At 65.3% G+C, this 24,174-nt stretch carries 20 protein-coding genes; 7 read left to right on the top strand and 13 right to left on the bottom strand.

The window, feature by feature from the left end; genetic code table 11:
• Window positions 1-383: 383 nt before the first annotated feature.
• The 6 genes from AC5P74_RS10180 to AC5P74_RS10205 form a co-directional block, all read right to left on the bottom strand.
• Window positions 384-1,133 (bottom strand): hypothetical protein, encoded by a 750-nt coding sequence (locus AC5P74_RS10180; protein WP_053496664.1) that lies wholly within the window; start codon window positions 1,131-1,133, stop codon window positions 384-386.
• Between the two features lie 64 nt (window positions 1,134-1,197).
• A complete protein-coding gene (locus AC5P74_RS10185) occupies window positions 1,198-1,959 on the bottom strand; it encodes a heme ABC transporter ATP-binding protein (protein WP_346607202.1) in 762 nt (253 codons plus the stop codon).
• Window positions 1,956-2,999, bottom strand: coding sequence for a FecCD family ABC transporter permease (locus AC5P74_RS10190; RefSeq protein ID WP_053496666.1), 1,044 nt, complete (start codon window positions 2,997-2,999; stop codon window positions 1,956-1,958). Before AC5P74_RS10190 ends, AC5P74_RS10185 begins: the two co-directional genes overlap by 4 nt.
• The gene (locus AC5P74_RS10195) at window positions 2,996-4,042 is read right to left on the bottom strand and encodes a heme/hemin ABC transporter substrate-binding protein (protein ID WP_495204911.1); all 1,047 of its coding nucleotides are present in this window, start codon (window positions 4,040-4,042) and stop codon (window positions 2,996-2,998) included. Before AC5P74_RS10195 ends, AC5P74_RS10190 begins: the two co-directional genes overlap by 4 nt.
• Before the next feature lie 51 nt (window positions 4,043-4,093).
• On the bottom strand, window positions 4,094-5,470 hold the full coding sequence (locus AC5P74_RS10200; RefSeq protein ID WP_346607200.1) for a YncE family protein: 1,377 nt from the start codon (window positions 5,468-5,470) through the stop codon (window positions 4,094-4,096).
• 122 nt (window positions 5,471-5,592) lie between these two features.
• Complete coding sequence (locus AC5P74_RS10205) at window positions 5,593-6,621, bottom strand: alpha/beta hydrolase (protein WP_346607199.1); 1,029 nt, start codon at window positions 6,619-6,621, stop codon at window positions 5,593-5,595.
• Window positions 6,622-6,942: 321 nt separating this feature from the next.
• Here AC5P74_RS10205 and AC5P74_RS10210 point away from each other — a divergent pair, with 321 nt between their 5' ends.
• Window positions 6,943-7,317, top strand: a complete 375-nt coding sequence (locus AC5P74_RS10210) for a hypothetical protein (protein WP_005416493.1) — start codon at window positions 6,943-6,945, stop codon at window positions 7,315-7,317.
• A gap of 73 nt (window positions 7,318-7,390) precedes the next feature.
• Here AC5P74_RS10210 and AC5P74_RS10215 read toward each other — a convergent pair whose 3' ends face one another.
• Window positions 7,391-7,762 (bottom strand): DUF805 domain-containing protein, encoded by a 372-nt coding sequence (locus tag AC5P74_RS10215; protein ID WP_026346975.1) that lies wholly within the window; start codon window positions 7,760-7,762, stop codon window positions 7,391-7,393.
• Window positions 7,763-7,877: 115 nt separating this feature from the next.
• Complete coding sequence (locus AC5P74_RS10220; RefSeq protein WP_227836677.1) at window positions 7,878-9,155, bottom strand: replication-associated recombination protein A; 1,278 nt, start codon at window positions 9,153-9,155, stop codon at window positions 7,878-7,880.
• A gap of 362 nt (window positions 9,156-9,517) precedes the next feature.
• On the opposite strand from AC5P74_RS10220, the gene AC5P74_RS10225 reads away from it, so the two are divergent.
• The gene (locus AC5P74_RS10225; RefSeq protein ID WP_206627241.1) at window positions 9,518-10,690 is read left to right on the top strand and encodes a hypothetical protein; all 1,173 of its coding nucleotides are present in this window, start codon (window positions 9,518-9,520) and stop codon (window positions 10,688-10,690) included.
• Between the two features lie 91 nt (window positions 10,691-10,781).
• Here the strand turns inward: AC5P74_RS10225 and lolA are convergent, their stop codons facing one another.
• The 3 genes from lolA to AC5P74_RS10240 all read right to left on the bottom strand — a co-directional run bounded on the left by lolA (window position 10,782) and on the right by AC5P74_RS10240 (window position 15,881).
• Window positions 10,782-11,420 (bottom strand): outer membrane lipoprotein periplasmic chaperone LolA, encoded by a 639-nt coding sequence (gene lolA / locus AC5P74_RS10230; RefSeq protein ID WP_206620603.1) that lies wholly within the window; start codon window positions 11,418-11,420, stop codon window positions 10,782-10,784.
• A 111-nt stretch (window positions 11,421-11,531) separates the two neighbouring features.
• Window positions 11,532-13,481, bottom strand: a complete 1,950-nt coding sequence (locus AC5P74_RS10235; RefSeq protein ID WP_495204912.1) for a DUF3857 domain-containing protein — start codon at window positions 13,479-13,481, stop codon at window positions 11,532-11,534.
• A gap of 39 nt (window positions 13,482-13,520) precedes the next feature.
• Window positions 13,521-15,881, bottom strand: coding sequence for a DNA translocase FtsK (locus AC5P74_RS10240; RefSeq protein WP_005416487.1), 2,361 nt, complete (start codon window positions 15,879-15,881; stop codon window positions 13,521-13,523).
• A 233-nt stretch (window positions 15,882-16,114) separates the two neighbouring features.
• Between AC5P74_RS10240 and trxB the strand changes: the two genes are divergently transcribed.
• On the top strand, window positions 16,115-17,086 hold the full coding sequence (gene trxB, locus AC5P74_RS10245; RefSeq protein ID WP_005409600.1) for a thioredoxin-disulfide reductase: 972 nt from the start codon (window positions 16,115-16,117) through the stop codon (window positions 17,084-17,086).
• Window positions 17,087-17,205: 119 nt separating this feature from the next.
• Here the strand turns inward: trxB and AC5P74_RS10250 are convergent, their stop codons facing one another.
• Complete coding sequence (locus tag AC5P74_RS10250; RefSeq protein ID WP_329842979.1) at window positions 17,206-18,714, bottom strand: N-acetylmuramoyl-L-alanine amidase family protein; 1,509 nt, start codon at window positions 18,712-18,714, stop codon at window positions 17,206-17,208.
• Window positions 18,715-18,905: 191 nt separating this feature from the next.
• On the opposite strand from AC5P74_RS10250, the gene AC5P74_RS10255 reads away from it, so the two are divergent.
• From AC5P74_RS10255 to AC5P74_RS10270, 4 genes are all read left to right on the top strand, one after another.
• A complete protein-coding gene (locus tag AC5P74_RS10255) occupies window positions 18,906-20,030 on the top strand; it encodes a GNAT family N-acetyltransferase (RefSeq protein WP_049460779.1) in 1,125 nt (374 codons plus the stop codon).
• 65 nt (window positions 20,031-20,095) lie between these two features.
• On the top strand, window positions 20,096-20,836 hold the full coding sequence (aat, locus tag AC5P74_RS10260; protein ID WP_346607198.1) for a leucyl/phenylalanyl-tRNA--protein transferase: 741 nt from the start codon (window positions 20,096-20,098) through the stop codon (window positions 20,834-20,836).
• An 86-nt stretch (window positions 20,837-20,922) separates the two neighbouring features.
• The gene (gene infA, locus AC5P74_RS10265) at window positions 20,923-21,141 is read left to right on the top strand and encodes a translation initiation factor IF-1 (RefSeq protein WP_005409596.1); all 219 of its coding nucleotides are present in this window, start codon (window positions 20,923-20,925) and stop codon (window positions 21,139-21,141) included.
• An 89-nt stretch (window positions 21,142-21,230) separates the two neighbouring features.
• Complete coding sequence (locus tag AC5P74_RS10270; RefSeq protein ID WP_329842983.1) at window positions 21,231-21,725, top strand: hypothetical protein; 495 nt, start codon at window positions 21,231-21,233, stop codon at window positions 21,723-21,725.
• A gap of 72 nt (window positions 21,726-21,797) precedes the next feature.
• On the opposite strand, the gene clpA is transcribed toward AC5P74_RS10270, so the two are convergent.
• Window positions 21,798-24,083 (bottom strand): ATP-dependent Clp protease ATP-binding subunit ClpA, encoded by a 2,286-nt coding sequence (clpA, locus tag AC5P74_RS10275; protein ID WP_049460782.1) that lies wholly within the window; start codon window positions 24,081-24,083, stop codon window positions 21,798-21,800.
• Window positions 24,084-24,174: the final 91 nt, after the last annotated feature.

Genomic DNA, 24,174 nt, shown 5'->3' on the forward strand with positions numbered 1-24,174 from the left:
CGCGCACCCCGGTTGGCGACAGGGTGCGCGGCTAGCGTTCGGTCTCGGCGATCTGGTGCATGGCACGTTCTCCTTGCGGTACATCGGGTTACGGGAAATGGAACTGCGGAAACGAAAAGAGCGCCCCGAAGGGCGCTCTGTCGAAGGTCCAGCGATGGCCGTCTCAACGGCCTCGTGGGGCTCCAGGCAGACACGCCCGTTCCGCGCTTGCGCGGGTCAGGGTGAAAAACTTCAGGAGCGGCATCCGGTTCATGGGGCGCATTCTAGACCTGCCAATCTGGCGCGCAAGTGAATATTGCAAACATAAATAGAACGATGAGACCAGCAAAGATCGGGGTCAGATCCCTTTGCCCCTGGCAAAGGGATCTGACCCCTGGCGGCCCTTACTTGCAGCCGTGCAGCTTGCGCGCCTCGGCCACTGTCGCAGCCTGGTCATCGCCCATCGAGATCCAGCCCTTCAGCGACATCGCCGGATCTACATGCGGCTGGCGCGCGCCACCGCGGACCACCACTTCGGTCCAGCTGCCCACCGGCGCCAGCTCGGACAGGCGTGCCGCCTGATCGTCCTCGGTGCTGAACATGTCATCTGGACCCGCCTGCGGCGTGGTATTCACGGTTTCCGTCTTACGGGTCCGGACCCGAAGTGCGCCGTCCGGGAGCCGCTGACTGATCACGTCGTAGCGCTCGATACCGTATGCCCAGCTGTTCTCGCCAACACTGCGGGTCTCGCTACCGTCATCGGCCACGGTTACCACCTCGCCTGCCGGCCCGACAACGCCCGCGACGGCCCCCAGGCCGGACATCAGTGCCTGATAGACGATCATCTGCCGCTGCTCGGTGGTCAATGCTCCGGCCTTGAGCTTGGCGGCAGGAATCTTCAGGTACGCCGCTTCACTGCACAGCACCAGCACCTGCTGGTCGTCCCAGCTCACCGACATTTCCTCGTTGGCAAAGTACTGCGTCTTCATCGACGTCACTGCGGCACCGTCGCCACTGGAATGCCGGGTTTCGATCAGCGAGGCATTCTCGGCCGCGTTGGTCAGCGAAACCTGGGAGGTCGAAGCTGCATGGGCTGCGCAAACGGAAGCAATCATCGCGGCAAGCAGCACGCTGCGGGTAACGGTGCGGAACATGGCATCAGTCCATTGAAGAAAACGAAGCCTCCATGATACCCGGAGCAACCTGGCGGACGTTCGCTCAGGTCACCACCACCAGCGGAACCCTGCGCCGCGGATGCTCCAGCACCACCACATCCTGCTGGTAGACGCGCTGCAGGTTGCCTTCGGTGAGCACCTGCAATGGCGTTCCGTCGGCCGCCACGCCCCCCTGCTCCAGCAGCACGATACGGTCGGCATAGCCGGCCGCCAGATTCAGGTCATGCAGTACCACGATCACGCACGCACCGGCTTGTGCACAGGCACGCACACTGCGCAGCGTGCGCTCCTGATGGCGCAGATCCAGCGCAGCAGTAGGCTCATCCAGCAGCAGCAATGGCGTGTCCTGTGCCAGCACGCGCGCGAACGTGGTCCGGGCGGACTCACCGCCGGACAGCTGCTGCACCTCGCGCAGGCGCAGCGCCTGCAGTTCGGCGGCTTCGATGGCAGCTTCCACCTGCGCGTCGTCCACACGCGGATCCGGCGGATGCGGCAATCGCCCCATCGCCACCACCTCTTCGACGCTGAAGGCAAAACGCACGCCGTGCTCCTGCGGCATCACCGCGCGCTCGCGCGCCAGCGGCCCTGCCTTGTAGCTGGCCAGCGGCCTGCCCAACAGGCTCACCTCGCCCGCATCGGCGCGCAGGTCGCCGGCCGCGACCGCCAACAGCGTGGACTTGCCCGCACCGTTCGGGCCCACCAGCGCGGTCACCGTACCCGGCTCGAACGCCAAGGAAATGCCGTGCAGGATCTCGCGTTGCTGGCGGCGCACCACCACCTCGTGCAGCTTCAACAGCACACTCATGGCACCGCCTTGCGGCGCTGCTGCAGCACCAGCCAGAGGAAGAACGGCGCACCCAGCGCCGCCGAGAACAGGCCCAGCGGAATCTCCGCGGGCGGATCCAGCGTGCGCGCCGCGGTATCCGCCACTACGATCAGCACTGCACCCAGCAGGCCGGACAACGGCAGCAACCAGCGATGGCCGGGACCCACCAGCAGGCGCGCCACGTGCGGCACCACCAGGCCGACGAAGCTGATCGAGCCCGCAAACGCCACCGCCGCCCCCACCAGCAGCGCGCTGAACGCTACCAGTCGGCGCCGCGTGCGGGTCACATCCAGCCCCAGATGCTGGGCCTGGCGCTCGCCCAGCGCCAGCATGTCCAGCGGCGTTGCCAATCGTTGCAATGCGAACACGCCAATCGCAAACAGCGGCACCACCGCCACCACATCGGCCCAGTTGGCACGTGCCAGCGAGCCCATCTGCCAGAACACCAGCGACTGCAGTTCGCTTTCGCTTGCGATATAGGTGAGAAAACCGATCAGCGCCGAACAGAACGCCGCCATCGCGATACCGACCAGCAGCAGCGTCGCATTGCCACTGCCCTTGCCCGGCCGCGCCAGCGCATAGGTCAGGCCGATGGCCAGGGCGCCACCGACAAAGGCGGCAACCGGCACCAGCCAACCGGCGGCACCGGCAGCGCCGAGAACAATGGCAGCCACTGCACCCAGCGCAGCACCCTGGCTGACACCGACGATGCCGGGGTCGGCCAGCGGGTTACCGAACAGGCCCTGCAGGCTGGCACCGGCCATCGCCAGCGACGCACCGACCATCGCGCCCAACAGGGCACGCGGAATACGCAGCTGCCAGACCACCGCCAGATCGCGGCTGCTGACCGCCTGCGGATCAAGCAGGCCCAGCTTCACCGCCAGCGCCTGCATCACCTCCAGCGGCGGCAACCGCAGCGGGCCCACGGCGAACGAGGCCAGCACCGCCCCCAGCAGGGCCAGCAAGGCCACCATCAACATCACCCGCCCGCGACGGCGGCGCTGATCCGCTGGACTCATGCCTTCGGCAACGCTGCCAGGGCCTTGGCGAGCGCCAGCGCGCCCGCACCAGAACCCACGCTGGTGTACTTCAGCTGCACATCCGGCATCACCCAGACCCGGTTGGCCTGCCCGGCCGGGGTCTGCTTCAGCGTCGGGTACGCCTTCCATAGGCCATCGGCACCGCCGAACAGCTGCAGGTCGTGCTCGGTCACCAGGATCACCTCGGGCGCTGCGGCGACCACGCCCTCGTTGCTCAGCTGCGAGTAGTTCTTCACCCCGGCCTCGGTGCCGATGTTGACGCCACCGGCCAGTGCGATCAGCTGCGCCGAGGCGCTGTCGGCACCTGCAACAGTGGGCGAACCGCCAGCACCGGTTGCCGAGACGTGGATCACTCGTGGCGCATGGCCCAGGCCCTTGCCAATCGCTGCAGCCTCGTCGAGCTGGCGCTGCACCTGCGTGGCCAGTGTTTGCCCCGCTTCGGCCAGCCCTAGTGCCGCAGCGACCTTGCGCACCTTGTCCGGCGCCGGCTGCAGGTCATCGATGACCACCGCCGGCTCGCCCACCTCGCGCAGCTTTTTCGCCAGCTCGGTGTGGCGGCGTAGGCTGTTGCCGAGGAACAGCGAGCCCTGCAGGCTCAGCACGCCTTCCACGCCCGTGGTGCGGTTGAACAGGAACTGGTGCGGGGCAGCGAGGCCGGCCTGGGTGGTGGTGTTGGTCGGTGCGGCGAACACCTGCGTGCCCAGTCCCAGCGCCTCGATCACCGCGATGACGTCGTCACCACCGGCAATGATCCGGCTGGTGTCGGATACTTCAATGTCAGCACCGTCATCGGAATGCACTTTGGCCGGCAGCACGGCCCTCTGTTCATGCACCGCTGGCATCTCGGCACCGGCCACGCGCTGCCAGCCTGCCGGCAACGCGGTTTCGGCAGCAGCTGTTGCGGCAGGCGGCTCGGCAGTCTTGTGGCCATCAGACGGCATTGACGAGCCACTGCAGGCGGCCAGCGCCAGCGAAACAGCCAACGGAAGCGCACACGGGCGCAGACGGGACGTGATGTTCATGGACGTTCTCCTTGATGGCAGGGCGACGCGCACGCCGCCCTGCCCTGTGACTTACTGCTTCGGGGTGATGCGGGTGATGCGATCACCCTTCGGATCTTCGGTGCCACGTGACTTGTTCACCGCGAACACGTTGCCCTTGCCGTCGGCACGCACATGGTTCGGAAGGGTGCCGCCATCGAGGTTGGCCACCACCTTGCCGTCGCCGTTCACCACCGTGACCGTACCGGCGCCACGATTGCTGACATAGGCCAGGCCGGAGGCAGCATCGAAGGCGACGTTCAGCGCGCCGGCGCCGACCGGCACGTCATGCAGCACCTTGCCGGATGCCACATCGACGATCAGCAGGTTGTCGGTGCCCTGCGAGGCCACGTACAGGCGGTTGCGTGCTGCGTCGAAGGCCACGCCAGAGGCGCTGATCGAATTGCCCAGGTCGATGACCTTGTCGACCTTGCCGCTGGCCACATCGATCACCGCCGCTTCCGGCGTGCCGATGCTGACGGTGAACAGCTTGCCGCCCTTCTCGTCCAGCACCAGGCTCATCGGGGTGAACTTGCCATCATCCACGCCTGACTCCAGCGTCACCTGCGGCAGTTCCTTGAACGTCTTCGCATCGAACACCGACAGGTGGTCCTCACCCGTGGCCGAAGCGAACACCTTGCCGTGGGTGCCGTCGACCACCACGTCGCGCGCATGCGGCACGGTGTCGACGGGGAACTGGTGGACCAGCGAGAGGTCCTTCTGGCGGTAGACCGCAATCGAGTTCTGCCGGGTATTGGTGACCCAGACATTGCCATTGGCGTCATCCACGCCCACACCGTAGACCGCATAGACCGCGCCGTTGGTGCTGCCCGGCACCTGCGCCGGGGTGATCGCCTTGATCACCTTCAGCGACTTCGGGTCCAGCTTCAGCAACTGCGACTGGGTCACCGGCGGACGGCCCACCGCCGAGGTCACGAACACGGCATTGCTGGCGGCGCTGTAAGCGGACTGATACAGCCCCGGCACCAGCTTGTTGGACTGGGTGGCGAACTGCGCCTGGCCGGACAGCGGCAGCTGCGGCGACACGCGCAGCTTCAGCACCGTGGCCGCAGCCGGCTGGCTGGCGCGCACCACCACCGGGTGGGTGCCCGGCACCGCATCGGCCGGAATGCTCAGCTGGGTCTTGAAGTTGCCGTCGGCATCGACCACCACCGGCTGCGTGTTGAGCACGCTATCGCCACGCAGCAGGCTGACCTTCTGGCCCGGCACGAAGCCACGACCAGCCACATCGGCAGTGCTGCCGGGGACCACGTTCTCACCGCGCGAGACGACCTCACCCTTGAAGGTGGCGTTGGCCGGCTGATCGAACACCGGCTGGGCGGTGGCGGTCACCGCCAGCAGCAGACCGGCGGCGAGAGAGGTAAGGCGGAAAGACGGATGGAACGACATGGCAGGCTCCTTGCACACGTAGGCCGCGCCACGTGGCGCGGGATTCATCGGTTGCCTGGGCCGCTGCACGCCGGCAGCCTCGCCTGGGTAGTGGGGTCGCACGGCATGGCGCGCGAAGGCATTCATTCGGCGGCGCTGTCCCCGCCATTGGGCGCGCCATCGCCGGCGCTGCGGTCGGACACGCCATACAGTTCATGCAGCGCAGCGTGGAACGATGCCGGCAGCATCGGGCCGTGGCCGAGGCCATCGAACTCGCGGTACTGCACGCTCAGGCCCGGCACCTTGCCCAGCCGCTCGGACAACTGCATCGCCGCATCCGGGGTGGCGCCACTGATCCGGCGCAGGTGCGCAACCACGCGCGGGTTGCTCATATCGCGCTTGCCGCGATCACCGACGCGCTCGGCGCCGCCCAGCATCAGCCAGAGCTTGGCCGGCTGGCCGTGCACGTTCTGCACGAACTGCTGCTCCGGATCACCCAGCGCCGCGCCCTGGCTCCACCACAGCGACGGACTGGCTGCCAGATAGGACTGGAACGCGGCAGGACGGGTGAACAGCGCATTGAGCACGAACAGGCCGCCCAGCGAGTGACCCCACAGCGCCTGCTGCTGCGTATCAATGCGTGCGCGACGCTCGACTTCCGGCTTGATGCGGCGCTCGATCACATCCAGGAAGGCCGCGGCACCACCACCGACCGCCTGGGTCGTGCCGCTCTCGTCGTCGGCACGGTCGATCCACGCGGTGTAGTCGCGGGTACGCGCCCTGGAATCGATGCGCAGGTCGTTGTCGTAGCCGATCAGCACCAGTACCGGCGGTGCCTTGCGCGCGGCCAGCTCGGCCAGCAGCGGCTGGTCCAGCACCATGGCCACGGCATTGCCATCAAGCGCGTACAGCACAGGGGATGGGGTCTTGTCGGCCCTGGCCGGAATCGCCAGGTTCACCCGCCAACGGCGCTGCTGGTCCGGGCTGTCCACCACGAAACGTTCAAAGCGATAGCTGGCCGCCGGCTCGTCCAGCACGGTGTGGCCGATCTTCTGCAGCGGATTGCGCTGCTGCGCATTGGCGTAAGGAGTGGCCAGGAGCAGACCCATCATCAAGGCAGCCAGGCCGCGGGCCAATGGGCCACGGCGCGAAGGCAGGACGAAAAGCTTCATCAGTGGCGGCAGGAGCGGCCCAAGGCCGCCGGTTATCAGGGGACCGCAGTCTACCTTAAACGCGAATGATTATCACATCGATCAAACGTCACGCTGTGTATCACGCGCGCGATGCGTTCATTTTCCCGGTTGCGCCGGAAACACCGGATCCACTATTTTGCCGGGCAGCGGGGCGCAGGAGCGCCCTTCCCTCGCAGGGCTGCGGATGGATGGGCAATCGAGCCGCCGGCCGCGCCCTGTCCTTTGCCAAACCCATCCACGCATGGCGTGGATCTACTGACCACCATCCACGGGAATGAATCCCGTGACTGCGAGAACACCTTGAAGCGCACCGCCTTGATCGCCCTTTCCCTCGGCCTGCTTGCACCGCTGGCCGCCCATGCCGCACAGGATCTGCCAACGCTCTACCAGGCCTTTGAAGAGGCCGGCAATTCGTCACTGGGCATGGAAGAACTCAACCAGACGGTGACATTCACTGCCGTTGCCCTGGGCGTCTCCAGCAACCTGGCGGGCGAGCCGCTGATCGAGGCCGGCGACGACCAGGGCAATGTCCTGGCCCGGCTGACCAGCGACGACGAGCACCAGGCGGCCAAGCTGGGCGCGCTGGAAGAAGGCGCGACTTTCACCGCAAGCTGCACGCTGCAGTTCAGCTCGGGAACGGACTACCTGTCCTTCGGCGACTGCAGCATCAAGTAAGAAAGAAGCCGGCGAAACGCCGGCTTCGTTTTCCCGCCCTGTAGAAGTCGAGCCATGCTCGACTCACGCAGTCTCACGGCCCCGCAGGCACCGGGCCGTAGACGTTCTCCTGCGGTGTACCTGGCAGCAGCGCGAACACGAAGATCACCAGGCCACCGAACGGAACGAAGGCCAGCAGGTACATCCAGCCCGACTGGTTGCAGTCGTGCAGTCGGCGCACGGTGACGGCGATGACCGGCACGAACGTGGCCAGCCAGAACACGACGAACAGGATGATCGACGCGATGCCCAGCACGTCGGACTGCATCACCAGCCCGGCGATGAGCGGCACCATCAGCACGGCGGAGACGATCAACAGGAACAGCTGGAACATCCAGTACTCGCGACGGTTGGCACGACCCTCGAACTGGGCATAACGCTTCAACGGCAGAATCATTTCCTGCACGGCATCAATCCATTACCCCTGTAGAGCCGAGCCATGCTCGGCTGCTGTTCCAGGAGGTACCTGCAAGCCCGTGCAAGAGCGGAGTCGAGCATGGCTCGACGCTGCATAAGCCGGCTCAGCGCCCCTTCGCGGCCCTCGCCGCCTCACGTTCGGCGCGCAGCCGATCAAGCTTTTCCTTCAGCTTGATCTCCAGGCCCCGCGGCACCGGGTTGTAGTACACCCGTTCGCCCATCGCATCCGGGAAACCGGTCTGGTCCAGCGCGATGCCCCCCTCGGCATCGTGGTCGTACTGGTATTCGGCGCCGTAGCCCAGCTCCTTCATCAGCTTGGTTGGCGCATTGCGCAGATGCAACGGCACCTCTTCGGTACCGCTCTGGCGCACGTCGGCCTTGGCCTGGTTGAACGCGGCATAGCCCGCGTTCGACTTGGCGGTGCTGGCCAGGTACAGCACCAGCTGGGCGAACGCGAGCTCGCCTTCCGGGCTGCCGAGCCGCTCGTAGATGTCCCAGGCTTCCAGCGCCATGCTCTGCGCGCGCGGATCGGCCAGGCCGATATCCTCGATCGCCATGCGGGTCAGTCGACGTGCCAGGTAGGATGGATCGCAACCGCCATCGAGCATGCGGGTCAGCCAGTACAGCGCGGCATCCGGATTGGAACTGCGTACCGACTTGTGCAGCGCTGAGATCTGGTCGTAGAACTGCTCGCCGCCCTTGTCGAAGCGGCGGGTACGATCGGCCAGCACCTGGGTCAGGGTCTGCGGCGTGATCCGACCGCCCTCCCCACCCGCCAGTTCGGCGGCGATTTCAAGAAGGGTCAGTGCGCGGCGCACGTCACCATCAGCGGCAGTGGCGATTTCCAGCAGCAGCTCGGGCGCAACCTCGATACCCTCCTCGCCCAGGCCGCGTTCGCGGTCGCCCAGCGCGCGCTCCAGCGCCTCGACGATATCGGTTGGCGATACCGCTTCCAGCACATGTACGCGGCAACGCGACAGCAGCGCCGAGTTCAGCTCGAACGACGGATTCTCGGTGGTGGCACCGACGAACAGGATCGTGCCGCGCTCGATGTGCGGCAGGAAGGCATCCTGCTGCGCCTTGTTGAAGCGATGCACCTCGTCCACGAACAGCACGGTGCGCCGGCCCTCGGCGAACCGTTGCGCAGCCTCGGCCAGCACCTGGCGCACTTCCGGCAAGCCGGACAGCACGGCGGAGATGGCACGGAACTCGGCATCGGAGTACTCGGCCAGCAGCAGTGACAGCGTGGTCTTGCCGCAGCCCGGCGGGCCCCACAGGATCATCGAATGCACGCGCCCGGATTCGACCGCGCGACGCAGCGCGCTGTCCGGCGCCAGCAGGCGCTTCTGCCCGACCATTTCGTCGAGGGTGCGCGGGCGCATGCGCTCGGCCAGCGGGCGCAGATGTTCCCGATCAACGCTCAGCAGATCGGGGCCGGGGAAGGAAGTTGAACGATGTCTTGCCACCCGCTCATTGTACCGCGAGAGCGTACCAGCCAAGGTTGGCACCCACCAGGGCGACGGGTCCGTGCATTGGTAGCGCCGGGCCATGCCCGGCGGATCAGGCCGCAGGGATCGGTAGTGCCGGCCGCTGGCCGGCAGCCTAGCAAGGTGTCGGAAATGAGCCGAAGCTGCCGCGGCCAATTCATCGGTAAGCCACTGATTCACATGTGGCGTTCCTTCCCGGGGGTGGTGCACCTCATCAGTAGCGGAGAATTTGGAACTCAACCATTCAGAACCCACTCATGAGAGATCCCGAATCCAATCTCCTTGAGTTCATTGCTGGCTGCGCTGTCGACGAGGACATCTACTATCTGGCTGCCGCCCTTGGCCCCGGGCATGACTACTACGACCCGGATCCAGGCCCACCCACCCGCATGTTCGTCTTTGGCCGCACCCCCAAAGAGGAGTGGTTCTACCATGACCTGCAGGACTTCCAGGTCATGTCCACAGAGCTTGTCCCAGAGGAAGAAGGCGGTCGCCCCCGTCGGGTGCTTGCCCTGGATTTCTATGGGCAGCTGGAAGATTATTCCCGTGCTGGAGCAACGATCGAGTACGTCTCGGCTGAAGGCGCCGACTTCCCCGGAGGTCTTACCTGTTTGCGACTGCTGGGCGACGACCTTTTCTGCGGGGGCACAAGAGGACAGATCCATCATCGCGGCGAAGGCGGATGGCAGCAGCTGCCAACCCAATTCGCGACTGCCTTGTGCGAGGAGGACGACGACGAGTCGGAACTGGATGACTTCGACAGGTGGCTCGACTATTTCAGCCACCTGCTCGAACTCGACGATGTCCCCGCACTTCCTCGAGATCCGATGGAACGCGACGCAGAGCTCCGCAGGAGATTCGCCGATTGGCGCGCATACATGACCGATATCCGGGAGGATGGAGGATTCAACCAGTTACTTGCTGAGTTCCACGTGGGGAGCGTGAACGACCTCTGCGGAACAGGCTTTGCTGACCTCTACGCAATCGGCTCCCATGGTCCTATTGCGCACTGGGATGGCTCGAGCTGGACCGTGCCCGAACAAGTCACCCCTGCGGAGCTGTTTCATGCCTGCAGGACTGACCAGGGCCACCTCGTCTTTGTAGGAATGCACGGCACCATCGTTACGGGCGACATCTCCACTGGATTCGAGTGCTTGCACCACGACGTCAGCGAAGGCATCAACTTCAACTCTGTGTGCCAGTACAAGCAACAGGTTTACATCGGCTCGGAGAATGGCGGCCTCTACGTCTACAGTCTAGAAACCGGCGTAGTTGAACCCTTGCTGGAAGGCATCCCCGAAGAACTGAGAGATGCAACGATTGTTGATATCAGTTCCGTCGGTAGCGTGCTGTGGGTGCTGACGCCCTGGGACCTGATTCGATTTGATGGCACCGCGTGGCGGGTGATCGTTCATCCGGACAACGGATGAGCCGGCCGCTGGCCGGCAGATCCCAAGCGTGCCAACCAACGGTTGACACCCACCGGAGCAGGTAGCGCCGGGTCATGCCCGGCATCCTCGGTCAATTACCGATGACGTCCGTGCCCTTCGGCGGGGTGAAGCTGAAGGTGCCGGCAGCAAAGCCTGGATTGCGCTTCCAGCCACTGAAGCTGATCACGGTGCGCTGTCCGACCGCGTCGGTGATCTCCATCTTGGCCAGGCCCTGTGCATTGAAGCCCAGCGCGGCGTACTGGAAGCTGGCTTCGGTCTCGCGCTTCGGCGACAGCGACAGCCACTGCAGGCCATCACGCTGCGCAGCCTCTTCACTGACGTCGTACTGCTGTTCCAGCAGCGCCGGGTTGATCAGCGCAGTCAGCGGGCTGTTCTGCTCTTCCTTGCCCTGCTCGCGCACGGTGACCTGCTCCAGGTCCGGCTCGTACATCCAGACCTTCCTGCCGTCAGCCACGATCAGCTGATCGTGCGGGCGCACGTATTCCCAGCGGAACAGGCGCGGCGCCGACAGGGCCACGCGGCCACTGGTCGATTCCTTCACCTTGCCGCGGCTGTCGAACACCTGCTGGCTGAACTGGCCATCCAGGCCCTTCAGGCCACTGGTGAAAGTCTTCAGGTCATCGCGGGCACCGGCCCAGGCACTGCCGGCAGCGGCACAGGCGACGGCCAGGGTAGTCGTGGCAAGGAAACGGCGGAAGCGGAAGTTCATGCGGAAATCCTGTGGGCGCGGGCGCCAGGAAAGGTGGTTGCCAGTGTGCCCGGGGGAAGATGAATGGGCGATCAGGGCGACATTATGCCGCCCTGATCGTCCATCGGCGATTCAGCCGCCAGATGCCGGCAGCTTGCCGTACAGCACCTGGCCGCGGAAGCCGCGACGCACTTCGCGGTACAGCGCGCGGAACGCCGGATAGTCCTGCGGCTGGCACAGCGCCTCGGGGCCACGCACCGCGTTCTGCTGCAAGCGGTGGTGCACGATCACCTCCTGGCCCTCGCGGCTCCAGTCCACCCGGTATTCGCCAGCGGCATTGGTAAAGCGCTGGCTGGCCGGAATGGCGATGATCGGCGCATTGGCCGGGAACTGCAGGCGATAGGTTTCCTCGCGCAGGCTGGCATTGCAGTAGAACGGCGTCTCGTTGGCCGGCGCCGAGGCGGTGGCGTACAAGCCACGCACCGACTCGCCACCCGGCGGGTCCGGCACGGCCATGCCACCGGCCACGCTGAAGTCGGCGTAGTCCTCGGCCTGGAAGGCCATGCGGTAGCCGAACGGCCGGGTCAGGTCGACCGGTACGCCCTGGATCTGCAGCTGCCCTCGCCCATCGAAACCTGAGGCGGCCATGATCTGCTCCTCAGCGCGCGCACGGTTCTGCGCGTTGAGCTGTGAGAACTGCGCGCGCATGCCGATCTCGGCGTTCTCGCCCAGCTTCGGAATCGTTTCGCCGCGCAGGTTGCCGTTGGCATCAAACGTAAAACGCACTTCCATCGACGTCGCATTGCGCTCCGGCGTATTGGCCGGGGTACGCGCCAGCGTAGCGTCGCGGGTACGCATCACCGGCGCACCCAGGTCACCTTCCGGCAGCTGCCCGAAGCGTGCCCACGCGGTGGTCGAATCCAGGTAAAGATCAAACTCGGGGATATAGGTGATGGCGTGGTTGAAGCGGCCCAGCACCGGAATCTTCGGCAGCGTCGGGCCGCCCCCCGCACCGATCAGCACCGGCGAGCTGGCGATACCCTTGGCCGCCAGCAGCGCCTCGAGGATCGTCACGTGGTCCTTGCAGTCACCATAGTGATTGTCGAGGATGCTCTGCGCGCTGTTCGGCTCCAGGCCGCCGTTGCCCAGGTACACCGCCACATAGCGGATGTTCTGCGCGACCCAGCGATACAGCGCATCAGCCTGTTCGCGGCGGTCGCTGATGCCGGCGGTGATCTCATCAGCGAGCGCCTGCAGCGCCGGGGTCACCTGGGCCGCCGGGCCCGCCTTGAGCTGGTAGGCGCGCCCCATCTGCGACCAGTCACGATACGTGCTGGCCATGATGTTCGGGCCGAACTCCCAGCCCGCCGCCGACCAGTTCTGCGCCGGCATCGCCTCGCGGCGCTGGTAGCGCCAGCGCCATTGCGCCTGGCCATTCTTCACTGTCGGCCGGTCACTGCCCTGCACGCCGCGGCTGTCCACGAACATCGGCAGGTGGGCCGGCGCACTCAGGGTGACCTCGGCGTCCTCGTACTCGGTGAAGACGTTGAAGGTCTCCCACAGGCCGAAATAGCCCGGGAAGTACGGCGTAGCCTGGGTGCGACGCACCTGGTAGTACAGGCGCGTGCCCGGGGCCAGGTTCGGGAACACGATCACCCGCACCTTGCGGTCGGCATACATCGCCGCCGAGGCGCTGGAGTAGCTTTCCTGGGTGTAGATGCGGTCGGCCGGCACGTCGCGGCGCTGGCCGTCGGCGGTGATGGTGTAGGCGCCAAGCACCTCCAGCGTTTCCATCTTCTCGCTGTAGCTCAGCCGCACCTGGCTGAACTGCTCGACCGAGGCCTTGGTCTTGAGCAGGACCTCGTAGGTTTCGGTCTGCACATTGCCCGCATCCGGCCGGACCTGGTAGTCGGCGCGGTAACGGACAATGCTGAAATTATTGCTGGCTTCGGTATCGCCGCTGGTGGAAGGCGGCGCCGTGGCGGGCGCGGAGGTGGCGGTTTCTGCCAGTGCCGGGCCGGCAGCCATCAGGGCAGCCAGCGCCAGCGCCAGCGCCAGCGCGCTTGGTACGGGGTGAAGCATGCGTCGGTTCCTTGGACGTCGTGGGGGATACGTCGGGTCTTACTTCGGCGGCGGCGGTGCCAGCACCGTGCGGTCGCCGTTGTGCTCGGGCGGGCTGACCACGCCGGCCGCTTCCATGGCCTCGATCAGTCGCGCTGCACGGTTGTAGCCGATCTTCAGCCGGCGCTGCACGCCGGAAATCGAGGCACGGCGGGTCTCGGTGACCACCCGCAGCGCTTCGTCATACAGCGGGTCGGACTCGTCGCCGGCCGCACTGGTCTCGGGCAGGCCAGTGGCGCCGACGACCACGCCGTCGCCCATCGTCTGCACTTCGTCCAGCACGCCGTCGACATAGTCGGCCGGGCCCATCGCCTTGAGGTGCTCGACCACGCGATGTACTTCGTCGTCGGACACGAACGCACCATGCACGCGCTCGGGCAGCGCGGTGCCCGGCGGCAGGTACAGCATGTCGCCGTGGCCCAGCAGGGTCTCCGCGCCAGACTGGTCGAGAATGGTGCGCGAGTCGATCTTGGAGCTGACCTGGAAGGCGATGCGGGTCGGGATGTTGGCCTTGATCAGGCCGGTGATCACATCCACCGACGGGCGCTGCGTGGCCAGGATCAGGTGGATGCCAGCCGCACGCGCCTTCTGTGCCAGGCGCGCGATCAGCTCTTCCACCTTCTTGCCGACGATCATCATCATGTCGGCGAATTCGTCGATGAAGATGACGATGAACGGCAGGGTTTCCAGCGGACGCGGCGCCTCGCCCAGCTCCGGGTTCGGCTTGAACAGCGGATCCATCAGCGGCTGGCCGGCGTCCTGGGCTTCCTTCACCTTCTTGTTGAAGCCAGCCAGGTTGCGCACACCCACCGCGCTCATCAGCTTGTAGCGGCGCTCCATCTCGGCCACGCACCAGCGCAGGCCGTTGGCGGCCTCCTTCATGTCGGTAACCACCGGCGCCAGCAGGTGCGGAATGCCCTGGTAGACGCTCAGCTCGAGCATCTTCGGGTCGATCATCAGCATCCGCAGGTCTTTCGGCGACGCCTTGAACAGCAGGCTCAACACCATCGCGTTGACCGCCACCGACTTGCCCGAACCGGTCGTACCGGCCACCAGCAGGTGCGGCATGCGCGCCAGGTCGGCCACGGTCGGGCGGCCGGCGATGTCCTTGCCCAGCGCCAGGGTCAGCACGCTGGCCGATTTGTCATATTCCTTCGAGCGCAGCAGCTCGGACAGAAAGATCATCTCGCGGGTGACGTTGGGAATTTCCAGGCCGATCACCGACTTGCCCGGAATGACGTCGACCACGCGCACCGACTTCACCGACAGGCCGCGCGCGATGTCCTTGTCCAGCGAACTGATCTGGCTGACCTTGATGCCCGGTGCCGGCTCGATCTCGAAGCGGGTGATCACCGGGCCAGGGTTGGCGCCGACCACCTGCGCATCGATGCGGAAGTCCTTCAGCTTGAACTCGATCTGCCGCGACAGGGTCTCCAGTGTCTCTTCGTCGTAGCCCTTCGGCTGCGGCTTGGGATCATCCAGCAGCGCCAGTGGCGGCAGGTCGGAACCATCGCCGTTGACGCCACGGAACATCGGAATCTGGGTATCGCGCTTGGCGCGATCACTCTTCTCGATCACCGGCTCAGGGCGCGGTTCGATCTTTACCGGCTCGCGCTTGGCGCGCACCTCGGCGTCGGCCTTGCGCACTTCCTGGCGCTCCTCGCGCATCACCCGGGTCTGCTTCCACTCGCTGACTTCTTCCTTCTTGCGCTCCAGCAGCGGTGCCAGCGACATCACGCCACGGCCGATCTTCTCCATCACCGTGAACCAGGACAGCCCGGTGGCCAGGGTGATCGAGGCCAGCAGCAATACCAGCACGAACAGGTTCGCCCCCAGCGCACCGAAGCCCACCGTGAGCGAATTGCCCACCAGCTTGCCGAGAATGCCGCCGGCACTGGCGACATCGCCACTGAACAGGCGCACGTGCAGGAAGCCGGTGCCGGCGATCAGGAAACCGACCAGACCGACCAGGCGCAGCGCCGGGTCCAGATCGTTCTCGCCCTTGCTCTCGCGCTTGAGGCCGAACATGGCGATCCACGCCAGTGCGCCGAGCACCACCGGCAACAGGAAAGCGATGTAGCCGAACAGCTGCAGCAGCACGTCGGCAATCCAGGCCCCGGCGCGGCCGCCGAGGTTATGCACCGGCGCGACCACGCTGCCGGTATGCGACCAGCCCGGGTCCGTGGCTGAATAGGTGAACAGACTGGCCGCCAGGTACAGCAGGGCCGGCGCGATGGCGATCAGGCCCAGATCGCGCCAGAGGCGCTGGCGGCGTGGATTGTCGGTCGTCGCCGCCGCGGCCGTGCGACGTGACGCCTTGCTGTCGTCCGACTTGGAGCGTTCAGGGACCTGCTTCGCCACCTTAGACCATACCTTTGGAATGCGCTGTTAGTGATTGATAATAAATGAGACGGCGTCAGTTTTCAGTTATGCGACGTCCGGCAAGGCAATCCGAGGCCCGGAACCACCGCTGGATGACGGCGTTCTGTTCATCGGCTTGAATCGCCCTGCCCCAGCCGCCACTCTATGAGCAGCCATGGATGCTGCGCAAACATCGCCAGCGCCTTGTCCCATCTACCTTTTCGCGAGTTTACATGAGCACCAGCCTGCCCTCCCGCCACCAGCGCCTCGTCATCCTCGGTTCCGGCCCGGCCGGTTGGACCGCCGCCGTCTACGCCGCCCGTGCCAACCTGAAGCCGGTCGTCATCACCGGCCTGCAGCAGGGTGGCCAGCTGATGACCACCACCGAGGTGGACAACTGGCCGGGTGACGCCCACGGCCTGATGGGCCCGGACCTGATGGCGCGCATGCAGGCGCACGCCGAGCGCTTCGAGACCGAGGTCATCTTCGACCATATCCACACCGCCGACCTGTCGCAGCGCCCGTTCAAGCTGATCGGCGACAGTCACGAGTACACCTGCGACGCACTGATCATCGCCACTGGCGCCACCGCCAAGTACCTGGGCATCCCGACCGAAGACGAGTTCAAGGGCCGCGGCGTGTCCGCCTGCGCCACCTGTGACGGCTTCTTCTACCGCGACCAGGACGTGGTCGTGGTCGGCGGTGGCAACACCGCCGTGGAAGAGGCCCTTTACCTGTCCAACATCGCCCGCAAGGTCTACCTGGTCCACCGCCGCGACACCCTGAAGGCGGAAAAGATCATGCAGGACAAGCTGTTCAAGAAGGTGGCCGAAGGCAAGATCGAGACCGTCTGGCATCACCAGGTGGAGGAAGTACTGGGCAACGACGCCGGCGTGACCGGCGTTCGCGTGAAGTCCACCCTGGACGGCAGCACCCGCGACATCGACGCACACGGTTTCTTCGTGGCCATCGGCCACCATCCGAACACGACCCTGTTCGACGGCCAGCTGGCGATGAACAACGGCTACCTGGAAATCCGCTCGGGCCTGGGCGGCAACGCCACCCAGACCTCGGTGGAAGGCGTGTTCGCCGCCGGCGACGTAGCCGACCAGCACTACCGCCAGGCGATCACCTCGGCCGGCTTCGGCTGCATGGCCGCGCTGGACGCCGAGCGCTACCTGGACGCACAGGGCAAGGCCAGCTGAAGCGCTGATTATGCTCTGTAGAGTCGAGCCATGCTCGACTCAGGCAAGGCCGACGCGAAAGCGCCGGCCTTTGTGCTTTCAGTAGTGCCAGGCCATGCCTGGCAGACCGAAGCCTGCTCTCACGTCCGTACGCACGCCTGCGAAAACTCGACAGGTGCCGACGCAACCCCGTCTGCGTCCCTTAGGAGCGCACTCCAGCGCGCGACGCCCGTGCCGATGCCATTGCAGGCAAGATTGATCACCACCGGCTGCATCGGATCGTCAAAAGTCTGCGTCGACGAAGAGCACGCACCCGCCTCGGAACAGGTCGTCAGCGAGAGCTCCACCGACAGCGGGTATTGGGGATTCCCGGCATAGCGGACTTCGATGTCACGGGCCGATTGAACCGGCACATTGGTATCTGGGATCGGATGCAGGACCAGCGGCTCGCAGGTCTTGCCTGCTGCCCACAGGCGATAGCCCTTCTCGACGCCTTTCATGGAGGCAGTGCGGAAGACGGGATCCTGGAGGGCCTTGGCATCATCCGGATTGGTATGAAAAGCTGTCTCAACGATGATTGACGGCATCTTTGCCTCACGATTCTCCCCTTTGTTTTCAGCGTGGGGAGCAGGGGCTACCGTAAAATCGGCATACACCGGAACCGAGTGAATCAGCTCCTTCATCGAGCACAGGACACTCTCTGCAAGAGCAGCATCCATCGGCCTACCAGGTTGCACGATCACACGAGTACCGCGCGCGGCCCCTGAGGGTTCTCCATTGCTGTGCAGATGAATCGCCACCTCAGCTCCGTGGTGGTTTGCGAGAAGCGGCCGACTGTTGATGTCTTCACGCTCCTCCCGATCCCAAAGCGTACTGCCTGCGTACGTGTTCCATATCTTTGTCTCGGCCGGATACTGCTCGGCAATCGCGTAGCGCGCAGCTATGGTCCACCACTCCTCACCACTCGGAGGATGAGTCGTTCCCGTGATCTGAACGCGCGGGCGGATGACAGGCATTTGGCTCCTTTGCTCGATCATCGCCTTCAGGTCCGCGGCGTACGACGGAGTCAACAGCCCCTCCGAGACGCCATTCCATTCATCCCTTGAGGTCACCCACCGGTTGTCCTTGTAGCTGTAGAAATACCCATGCCCGGCTGCGACAAACGCCATCCCGGACCCAGGCGTTCCACGCGTCCGCCGCAGCGCTTCCCCCGCTTCCCGCGCCGCATCGTCCGCAGCCTTTATCTCAGGAAAGTAGTATTCGATCTCTTTCCCGTCATACAGAAAAACGACACGACTGAACGGAGCCGCCTGCTCGGCCCAATGCAGTAGTCCAAAACTGATCTCGCTTCGCTGATCCTCGAACGACGGCCCGTAATCGGCAGGAAGGAAGACCCGATCCAGCGCCACGGTCACTACACCGTTGGCGATATCTGTTGATACCTCAACCCGGCGACTGCGCGCCTGGCCATCTACAAGACGAACGCGCTCCAGAATGTCGCGCGCCTTCTGGGTCAAGAGGATGTCGAGCCCAGTGTCCTGCTCCACCGCACGAGGAGCGTCAACGGCCTGCGCGGGGCTGATCAACAGTCCGCCGCCCACAAGAGACAGCAGAACAGAAAGGGATCCAAGGCGAAGCTTCTGGTTCATTTTGGCTACTCCATGCAAAGAGTGAATGCACCGCTCCAGCGGCGCAGCTCACTCTGTCCTTTCGAATTCAGGCATTCCGCAACCCAGCGCACACGGATGGACAATTCAAACTTTCCTCATCCCCAACCAGAACAAACCAACCCAGCCCCGCCAACACCATTCGTGATCCACCTGGCCTATCCTTGCCAACCATGCCCTCCCCCCGCTTCCTCGACTCCCTGCAGTCCATTCCCGCCACCGACTGGGACGCCCTGCACGACGGCCAGAATCCGTTCGTCAGCCACGCCTTTCTCTCAGGCCTGGAACAGCACGGCTGCCTGCGCGAGGACTGGGGCTGGCAGCCCCGGCACTTCACGCTGTGGGAGGGCGAGCGCCTGATCGGCGCCATTCCGGGCTACCTGAAGACCAACTCCCACGGCGAATTCGTGTTCGACCATGCCTGGGCCAACGCCTATGCCCGGCATGGCCGCGACTACTACCCGAAGTGGCTGGGCGCGGTGCCGTACTCGCCGGTCACCGGGCCGCGCCTGCTGGCCCGTCACGATTCAGATCGCACCGCATTGCTGTCGGTGTTGCGTGATGCACTGCCAGCACTGGAGGTGTCATCGGCCCATATCAATTTCCACACCGCAGCGGACGAGGCGCTGTTCGGCGATGACTGGCTGCTGCGCGAGGACGTGCAGTTCCAGTGGCAGAACCCGGGTGACTGGGCGACATTCGACCAGTTCCTCGGCGCGATGAACCACAAGCACCGCAAGAACATCCGCCAGGAACGGGCCAAGGTCACCCGCCAGGGCATCACGTTTCGCGTGGTGCATGGCGACGAGGCCAGCCGCGCCGACCTGCAGGCGATGTATCGCTTCTACCTGCAGACCTTCCTTGAGTACGGCAATGCCCCGGCGCTGACCGAGGCTTTCCTGCGCCATCTGGCCATTTCATTGGGACGTGGGCTGGTGCTGTTCCTGGCCGAGCAGGAAGGCCAGCCAATCGCCGGCGCACTTTGCCTGCGCGGTGGTGACACGCTGTACGGTCGCTACTGGGGTGGCGCCACATTGCCCGGCCTGCATTTCGAAGCCTGCTACTACCAGGGCATCGAATACTGCCTGCGCGAAGGGCTGAGCCGTTTCGAGCCGGGCGCACAGGGCGAGCACAAACTGGCGCGAGGCTTCCTGCCGACGCTGGTACGCAGCCGGCACTGGGTGGCCGACGCGGATTTCGCCGAGGCGTTGCAGGAGTGGTGCAGGCAGGAGCGGCGCGATGTGCGGCGGTACCGGCAGGAGCTGCTGGGGCACAGCCCATTTCGCGCGGACGGGTGACCAGCCAACCAGGGTTGGCATCTACCGCGGCATTCGCGCGGGGCCGCGACAACTACAATGCCGGCATGACCCGCCAGCTGCCCTGGCGCCTGGCCGATGCGCCGGACGCCCCCTTCCCTCCGGCCGAGACCGCCCTGCGCCAGCCCGACGGCCTGCTCGCGGTGGGCGGCGACCTGCATCCGGTGCGACTGCTCAACGCCTATGCCGGCGGCATCTTTCCGTGGTTCAGCGAGGGCGAGCCGATCCTGTGGTGGTCGCCTGATCCGCGCATGGTGTTCCGCACCGACGGCGTGCACCTGTCCAGCCGCTTCCGCCGCCAGCTGCGCAGTAGTACGTGGGAGGTCAGCGCGGACACCGCCTTCAGCCAGGTGATGCGCGCCTGTGCGGCGGCACCTCGGCCCGGCCAGGACGGCACCTGGATCAGCCCGGCCATGGTCGAGGCCTACAGCCAATTGCACGACCTCGGCTTCGCCCATTCCTTCGAAGTCTGGGACCGTCAGTCGCTGGTCGGCGGCATCTACGGGGTGGCCATCGGGTCAATGTTCTTCGGCGAGAGCATGTTCAGCGGCGCCAGCGGTGGTTCCAAGGTCGCGCTGGCGGCACTGGCGTCCACGCTTCACGGCTGGGGTTGGGAGCTGATCGACGCCCAGGTGGAAAATCCGCACCTGCTGCGGATGGGCGCCGAACACCTGCCGCGCGCGGAATTCCTGCAGCACGTGCGCCAGGCCGTGCGCCGTGACAGCCGTGAAGGCTCGTGGACACAGGCCGTCGGACGCTTGCCAGCCCAGCATTTGGCCGGCAGTTAACACAAACTTTGCAAGCTGGGCCGGTCACGCGTAAAATACCGCGCCTTAGGCCCAGCGTGGCCGTTTTCTGAACCGCACAGGACTACATGTCGAAAGACGATTCCATCGAGTTCGAGGGCACCGTCAGCGAGACGCTGCCGAACACCACTTTCCGCGTTCGTCTGGAAAATGGGCACGAAATCATCGCCCACATCTCCGGCCGCATGCGCAAGAACTACATCCGCATCCTCACCGGTGACCGGGTCAAGGTTGAAATGACCCCGTACGACCTGACCAAGGGTCGTATCACCTACCGCATGAAGTAAGCGGTCGGCGCGCTGCGCCACTTCGACAAGGCCAGCCCTGGTTGCTGGCCTTTTGTCATGCCTGCAATCCGGCCCTGCCGGAGGTCATCGTGACCGAACTCACCGTGACGTCGGTCAGCCCTGCTTGCGGCAGATTCGCATCTGCATCGGTGGCGGCATCGTGGGACCCGATCCAGTCCGGATCGCCATCCCCCTGCCCCGCCATGAACATGCTCCCGCTGACCGCTCTGCTCGTCGCCGTTGCCGTGTCCGCCAGCGCAGCGCCCGTGCGCGCCGCCGACACTCTTTCCACCTCCAGTGACTGCGTCCAGCTGGGCAGCGACCAGCAACTGGTGCGCGCCGGCGCTTCGCGCAACATCCTGCTGCGCAATGGCCAGGACCACTACGTCGTGCATTTCCAGGACGACTGCTCGGCGGCAGGCTACTCGCGGAAACTGAGCTTCGCCACGGACGGCCAGCAGGGTCTGCTGTGCGCTGCCGGCCGCAGCCAGCTGCTCACCGATTCCAGTCGCTGCATCGTGTCGCAGATCGAGCCAGTCGACGAGGCCACCTTCAAGAAGAAGGCCCGCCAGCGCAGCCGCTGACGGGGCACATGACAAGGGCGGCCGAAGCCGCCCTTGTCATGTCAGGTCCGCCGAAACCGGCCGGGGGTCAGTTCATTCCACGGTGACCGGCAGCAGGCGCTCCGGTTCGGCCTGGGTTTCGACCACCAGCTCGTCGTCGCGCACATCGATGCTCACCTTGCCGCCGTTGACCAGCTTGCCGAACAGCAGCTCGTCGGCCAGCGGACGCTTGATCCTGTCCTGGATCACGCGGGCCATCGGACGCGCACCCATCAGCGGGTCGAAGCCGTGGTGGGCCAGCCAGTCGCGCGCGGTTGGCGTGGCCGACAGGCTGACGTGCTTGTCCTGCAGCAGCATCTCCAGCTCGATCAGGAACTTGTCGACTACGCGCAGGATGTGCTCGAAGCCCAGCGCCTGGAACTGCACCACCGCGTCGAGGCGGTTGCGGAATTCCGGAGTGAAGCTGCGGCGGATGGTCTCCATCGCGTCGGTGGCGTGGTCCTGCTTGGTGAAGCCGATCGAGCGCCGCGAGGCCTGCGCCGCACCTGCATTGGTGGTCATCACCAGCACCACGTTCTTGAAGTTGGCCTCGCGACCGTTGGTATCGGTCAGCACGCCGCGATCCATTACCTGCAACAGGATGTTGAAGATGTCCGGGTGCGCCTTCTCGATTTCGTCCAGCAGCAGCACGCAGTGCGGTGTCTTGACGATCTTCTCGGTCAGCAGGCCGCCCTGATCGAAGCCGACGTAGCCTGGAGGGGCACCGATCAGGCGGCTGATCGAATGCGGCTCCATGTATTCGGACATGTCGAAGCGGACCAGCTCGATGCCCAGCTGCAGCGCCAGCTGCTTGGTCACCTCGGTCTTGCCGACACCGGTCGGGCCGGCGAACAGGAAGTTGCCGATCGGCTTTTCCGGATTGCCCAGGCCCGAGCGGGCCAGCTTGATCGCCGAGGACAGCGTCTCGATGGCCGGGTCCTGGCCGAAGATCACCATCTTCAGGTTGCGCTCCAGATGCTGCAGCACATCCTTGTCGGTGGCACTGACCTGCTTGGTCGGGATGCGCGCCATCTTGGCGACGATCGCCTCCACTTCCTCGACGTCGATCAGCTCCTTGCGCTGCCCTTCCGGCAGCAGGCGCTGGCGGGCACCGGCCTCGTCGATCACATCGATGGCCTTGTCCGGCAGCAGGCGGTCGCCGATGTGCTTCACCGACAGGTCAACCGCCGCCTGCAGCGCCTCGTCGGAGTAGGTCACGCCGTGGTGCAGCTCGTACTTGGACTTCAGGCCCTGCAGGATCTCGTAGGTCTCGCCAACGGTCGGCTCGACGATGTCGATCTTCTGGAAGCGGCGGGCCAGTGCCCGGTCCTTCTCGAAGATGCCGCGGTATTCCTGGAAAGTGGTCGAACCGATGCAGCGCAGCTCGCCGGAGGCCAGGGCCGGCTTGATCAGGTTGGACGCATCCATGGTGCCGCCCGACGCCGAACCGGCACCGATGATGGTGTGGATCTCGTCGATGAACAGCACCGCGTTGGGCACCTTCTTCAGTGCGGTAAGCACGCTCTTCAGGCGCTTCTCGAAGTCGCCACGGTACTTGGTGCCGGCCACCAGCGCGCCCAGGTCGAGCGAATAGATCACCGCGTCGGCAAGCACGTCGGGCACCGAGCCCTCGACGATGCGGCGGGCCAGGCCCTCGGCGATGGCGGTCTTGCCCACGCCGGCCTCGCCCACGTACAGCGGGTTGTTCTTGCGGCGACGGCACAGGACCTGGATGGTGCGCTCGATCTCGTCACCACGACCGACCAGGGGATCGATGCGGCCGGACCGGGCCTGTTCGTTGAGGTTGCTGGCGAACTCGGTCAGGGCATCACCCTTCGGCTCACCCTCCCCGCCTTCCATGCGGCCCTCGCCGTCGGAGGAGGAGGACGGCTGCTCGCCTTCCTCGCCCAGCTTGGCGATGCCGTGGGACAGGTAATTGACCACATCCAGCCGGGTCACATCCTGCTGGTTGAGGTAGTAGACGGCGTGGGAGTCCTTCTCGCCGAAGATGGCGACCAGCACGTTGGCGCCGGTGACCTCCTTCTTGCCCGAGGACTGCACGTGGTACACGGCCCGCTGCAGCACGCGCTGGAAGCCCAGGGTCGGCTGTGTATCGCGGCCGTCATCTTCGGCCAGGCGCGACACGGAGGCCTCGATGGCCTGCTCCAGCTCCTGGCGCAGGCGTTCGGCGTCGGCACCACAGGCCTTCAGTACGGCCTGGGCGGACGGGTTGTCGAGCAGTGCCAACAGCAGGTGTTCGACCGTCATGAACTCATGCCGGGCCTCACGGGCGCGCTTGTAGCACTGGCCGATGGTGTGTTCGAGGTCTTTGCTGAACATGGATTACTCCGGCGGCAGATGGGAACAATATGCGGCCTGACTACGCGATTTCCATCACCCTAGCGGATTGCTGCGTTCAGATGGCGTTAGC

It is taken from the genome of Stenotrophomonas sp. YJH_SMC_94-11 (genome assembly GCF_059370435.1).

Coding starts and splice junctions, on each gene's coding strand:
- AC5P74_RS10250 (WP_329842979.1), bottom strand. CDS start 18,714: ATGAACCAGAAGCTTCGCCTTGGATCCCTTTCTGTTCTGCTGTCTCTT.
- AC5P74_RS10225 (WP_206627241.1), top strand. CDS start 9,518: ATGAGAGATCCCGAATCCAATCTCCTTGAGTTCATTGCTGGCTGCGCT.
- AC5P74_RS10255 (WP_049460779.1), top strand. CDS start 18,906: ATGCCCTCCCCCCGCTTCCTCGACTCCCTGCAGTCCATTCCCGCCACC.
- AC5P74_RS10205 (WP_346607199.1), bottom strand. CDS start 6,621: ATGAAGCTTTTCGTCCTGCCTTCGCGCCGTGGCCCATTGGCCCGCGGC.
- lolA (WP_206620603.1), bottom strand. CDS start 11,420: ATGAACTTCCGCTTCCGCCGTTTCCTTGCCACGACTACCCTGGCCGTC.
- AC5P74_RS10195 (WP_495204911.1), bottom strand. CDS start 4,042: ATGAACATCACGTCCCGTCTGCGCCCGTGTGCGCTTCCGTTGGCTGTT.
- aat (WP_346607198.1), top strand. CDS start 20,096: ATGACCCGCCAGCTGCCCTGGCGCCTGGCCGATGCGCCGGACGCCCCC.
- clpA (WP_049460782.1), bottom strand. CDS start 24,083: ATGTTCAGCAAAGACCTCGAACACACCATCGGCCAGTGCTACAAGCGC.
- AC5P74_RS10180 (WP_053496664.1), bottom strand. CDS start 1,133: ATGTTCCGCACCGTTACCCGCAGCGTGCTGCTTGCCGCGATGATTGCT.
- AC5P74_RS10185 (WP_346607202.1), bottom strand. CDS start 1,959: ATGAGTGTGCTGTTGAAGCTGCACGAGGTGGTGGTGCGCCGCCAGCAA.
- AC5P74_RS10200 (WP_346607200.1), bottom strand. CDS start 5,470: ATGTCGTTCCATCCGTCTTTCCGCCTTACCTCTCTCGCCGCCGGTCTG.
- trxB (WP_005409600.1), top strand. CDS start 16,115: ATGAGCACCAGCCTGCCCTCCCGCCACCAGCGCCTCGTCATCCTCGGT.
- AC5P74_RS10190 (WP_053496666.1), bottom strand. CDS start 2,999: ATGAGTCCAGCGGATCAGCGCCGCCGTCGCGGGCGGGTGATGTTGATG.
- AC5P74_RS10220 (WP_227836677.1), bottom strand. CDS start 9,155: ATGCGCCCGCGCACCCTCGACGAAATGGTCGGGCAGAAGCGCCTGCTG.
- AC5P74_RS10235 (WP_495204912.1), bottom strand. CDS start 13,481: ATGCTTCACCCCGTACCAAGCGCGCTGGCGCTGGCGCTGGCGCTGGCT.
- infA (WP_005409596.1), top strand. CDS start 20,923: ATGTCGAAAGACGATTCCATCGAGTTCGAGGGCACCGTCAGCGAGACG.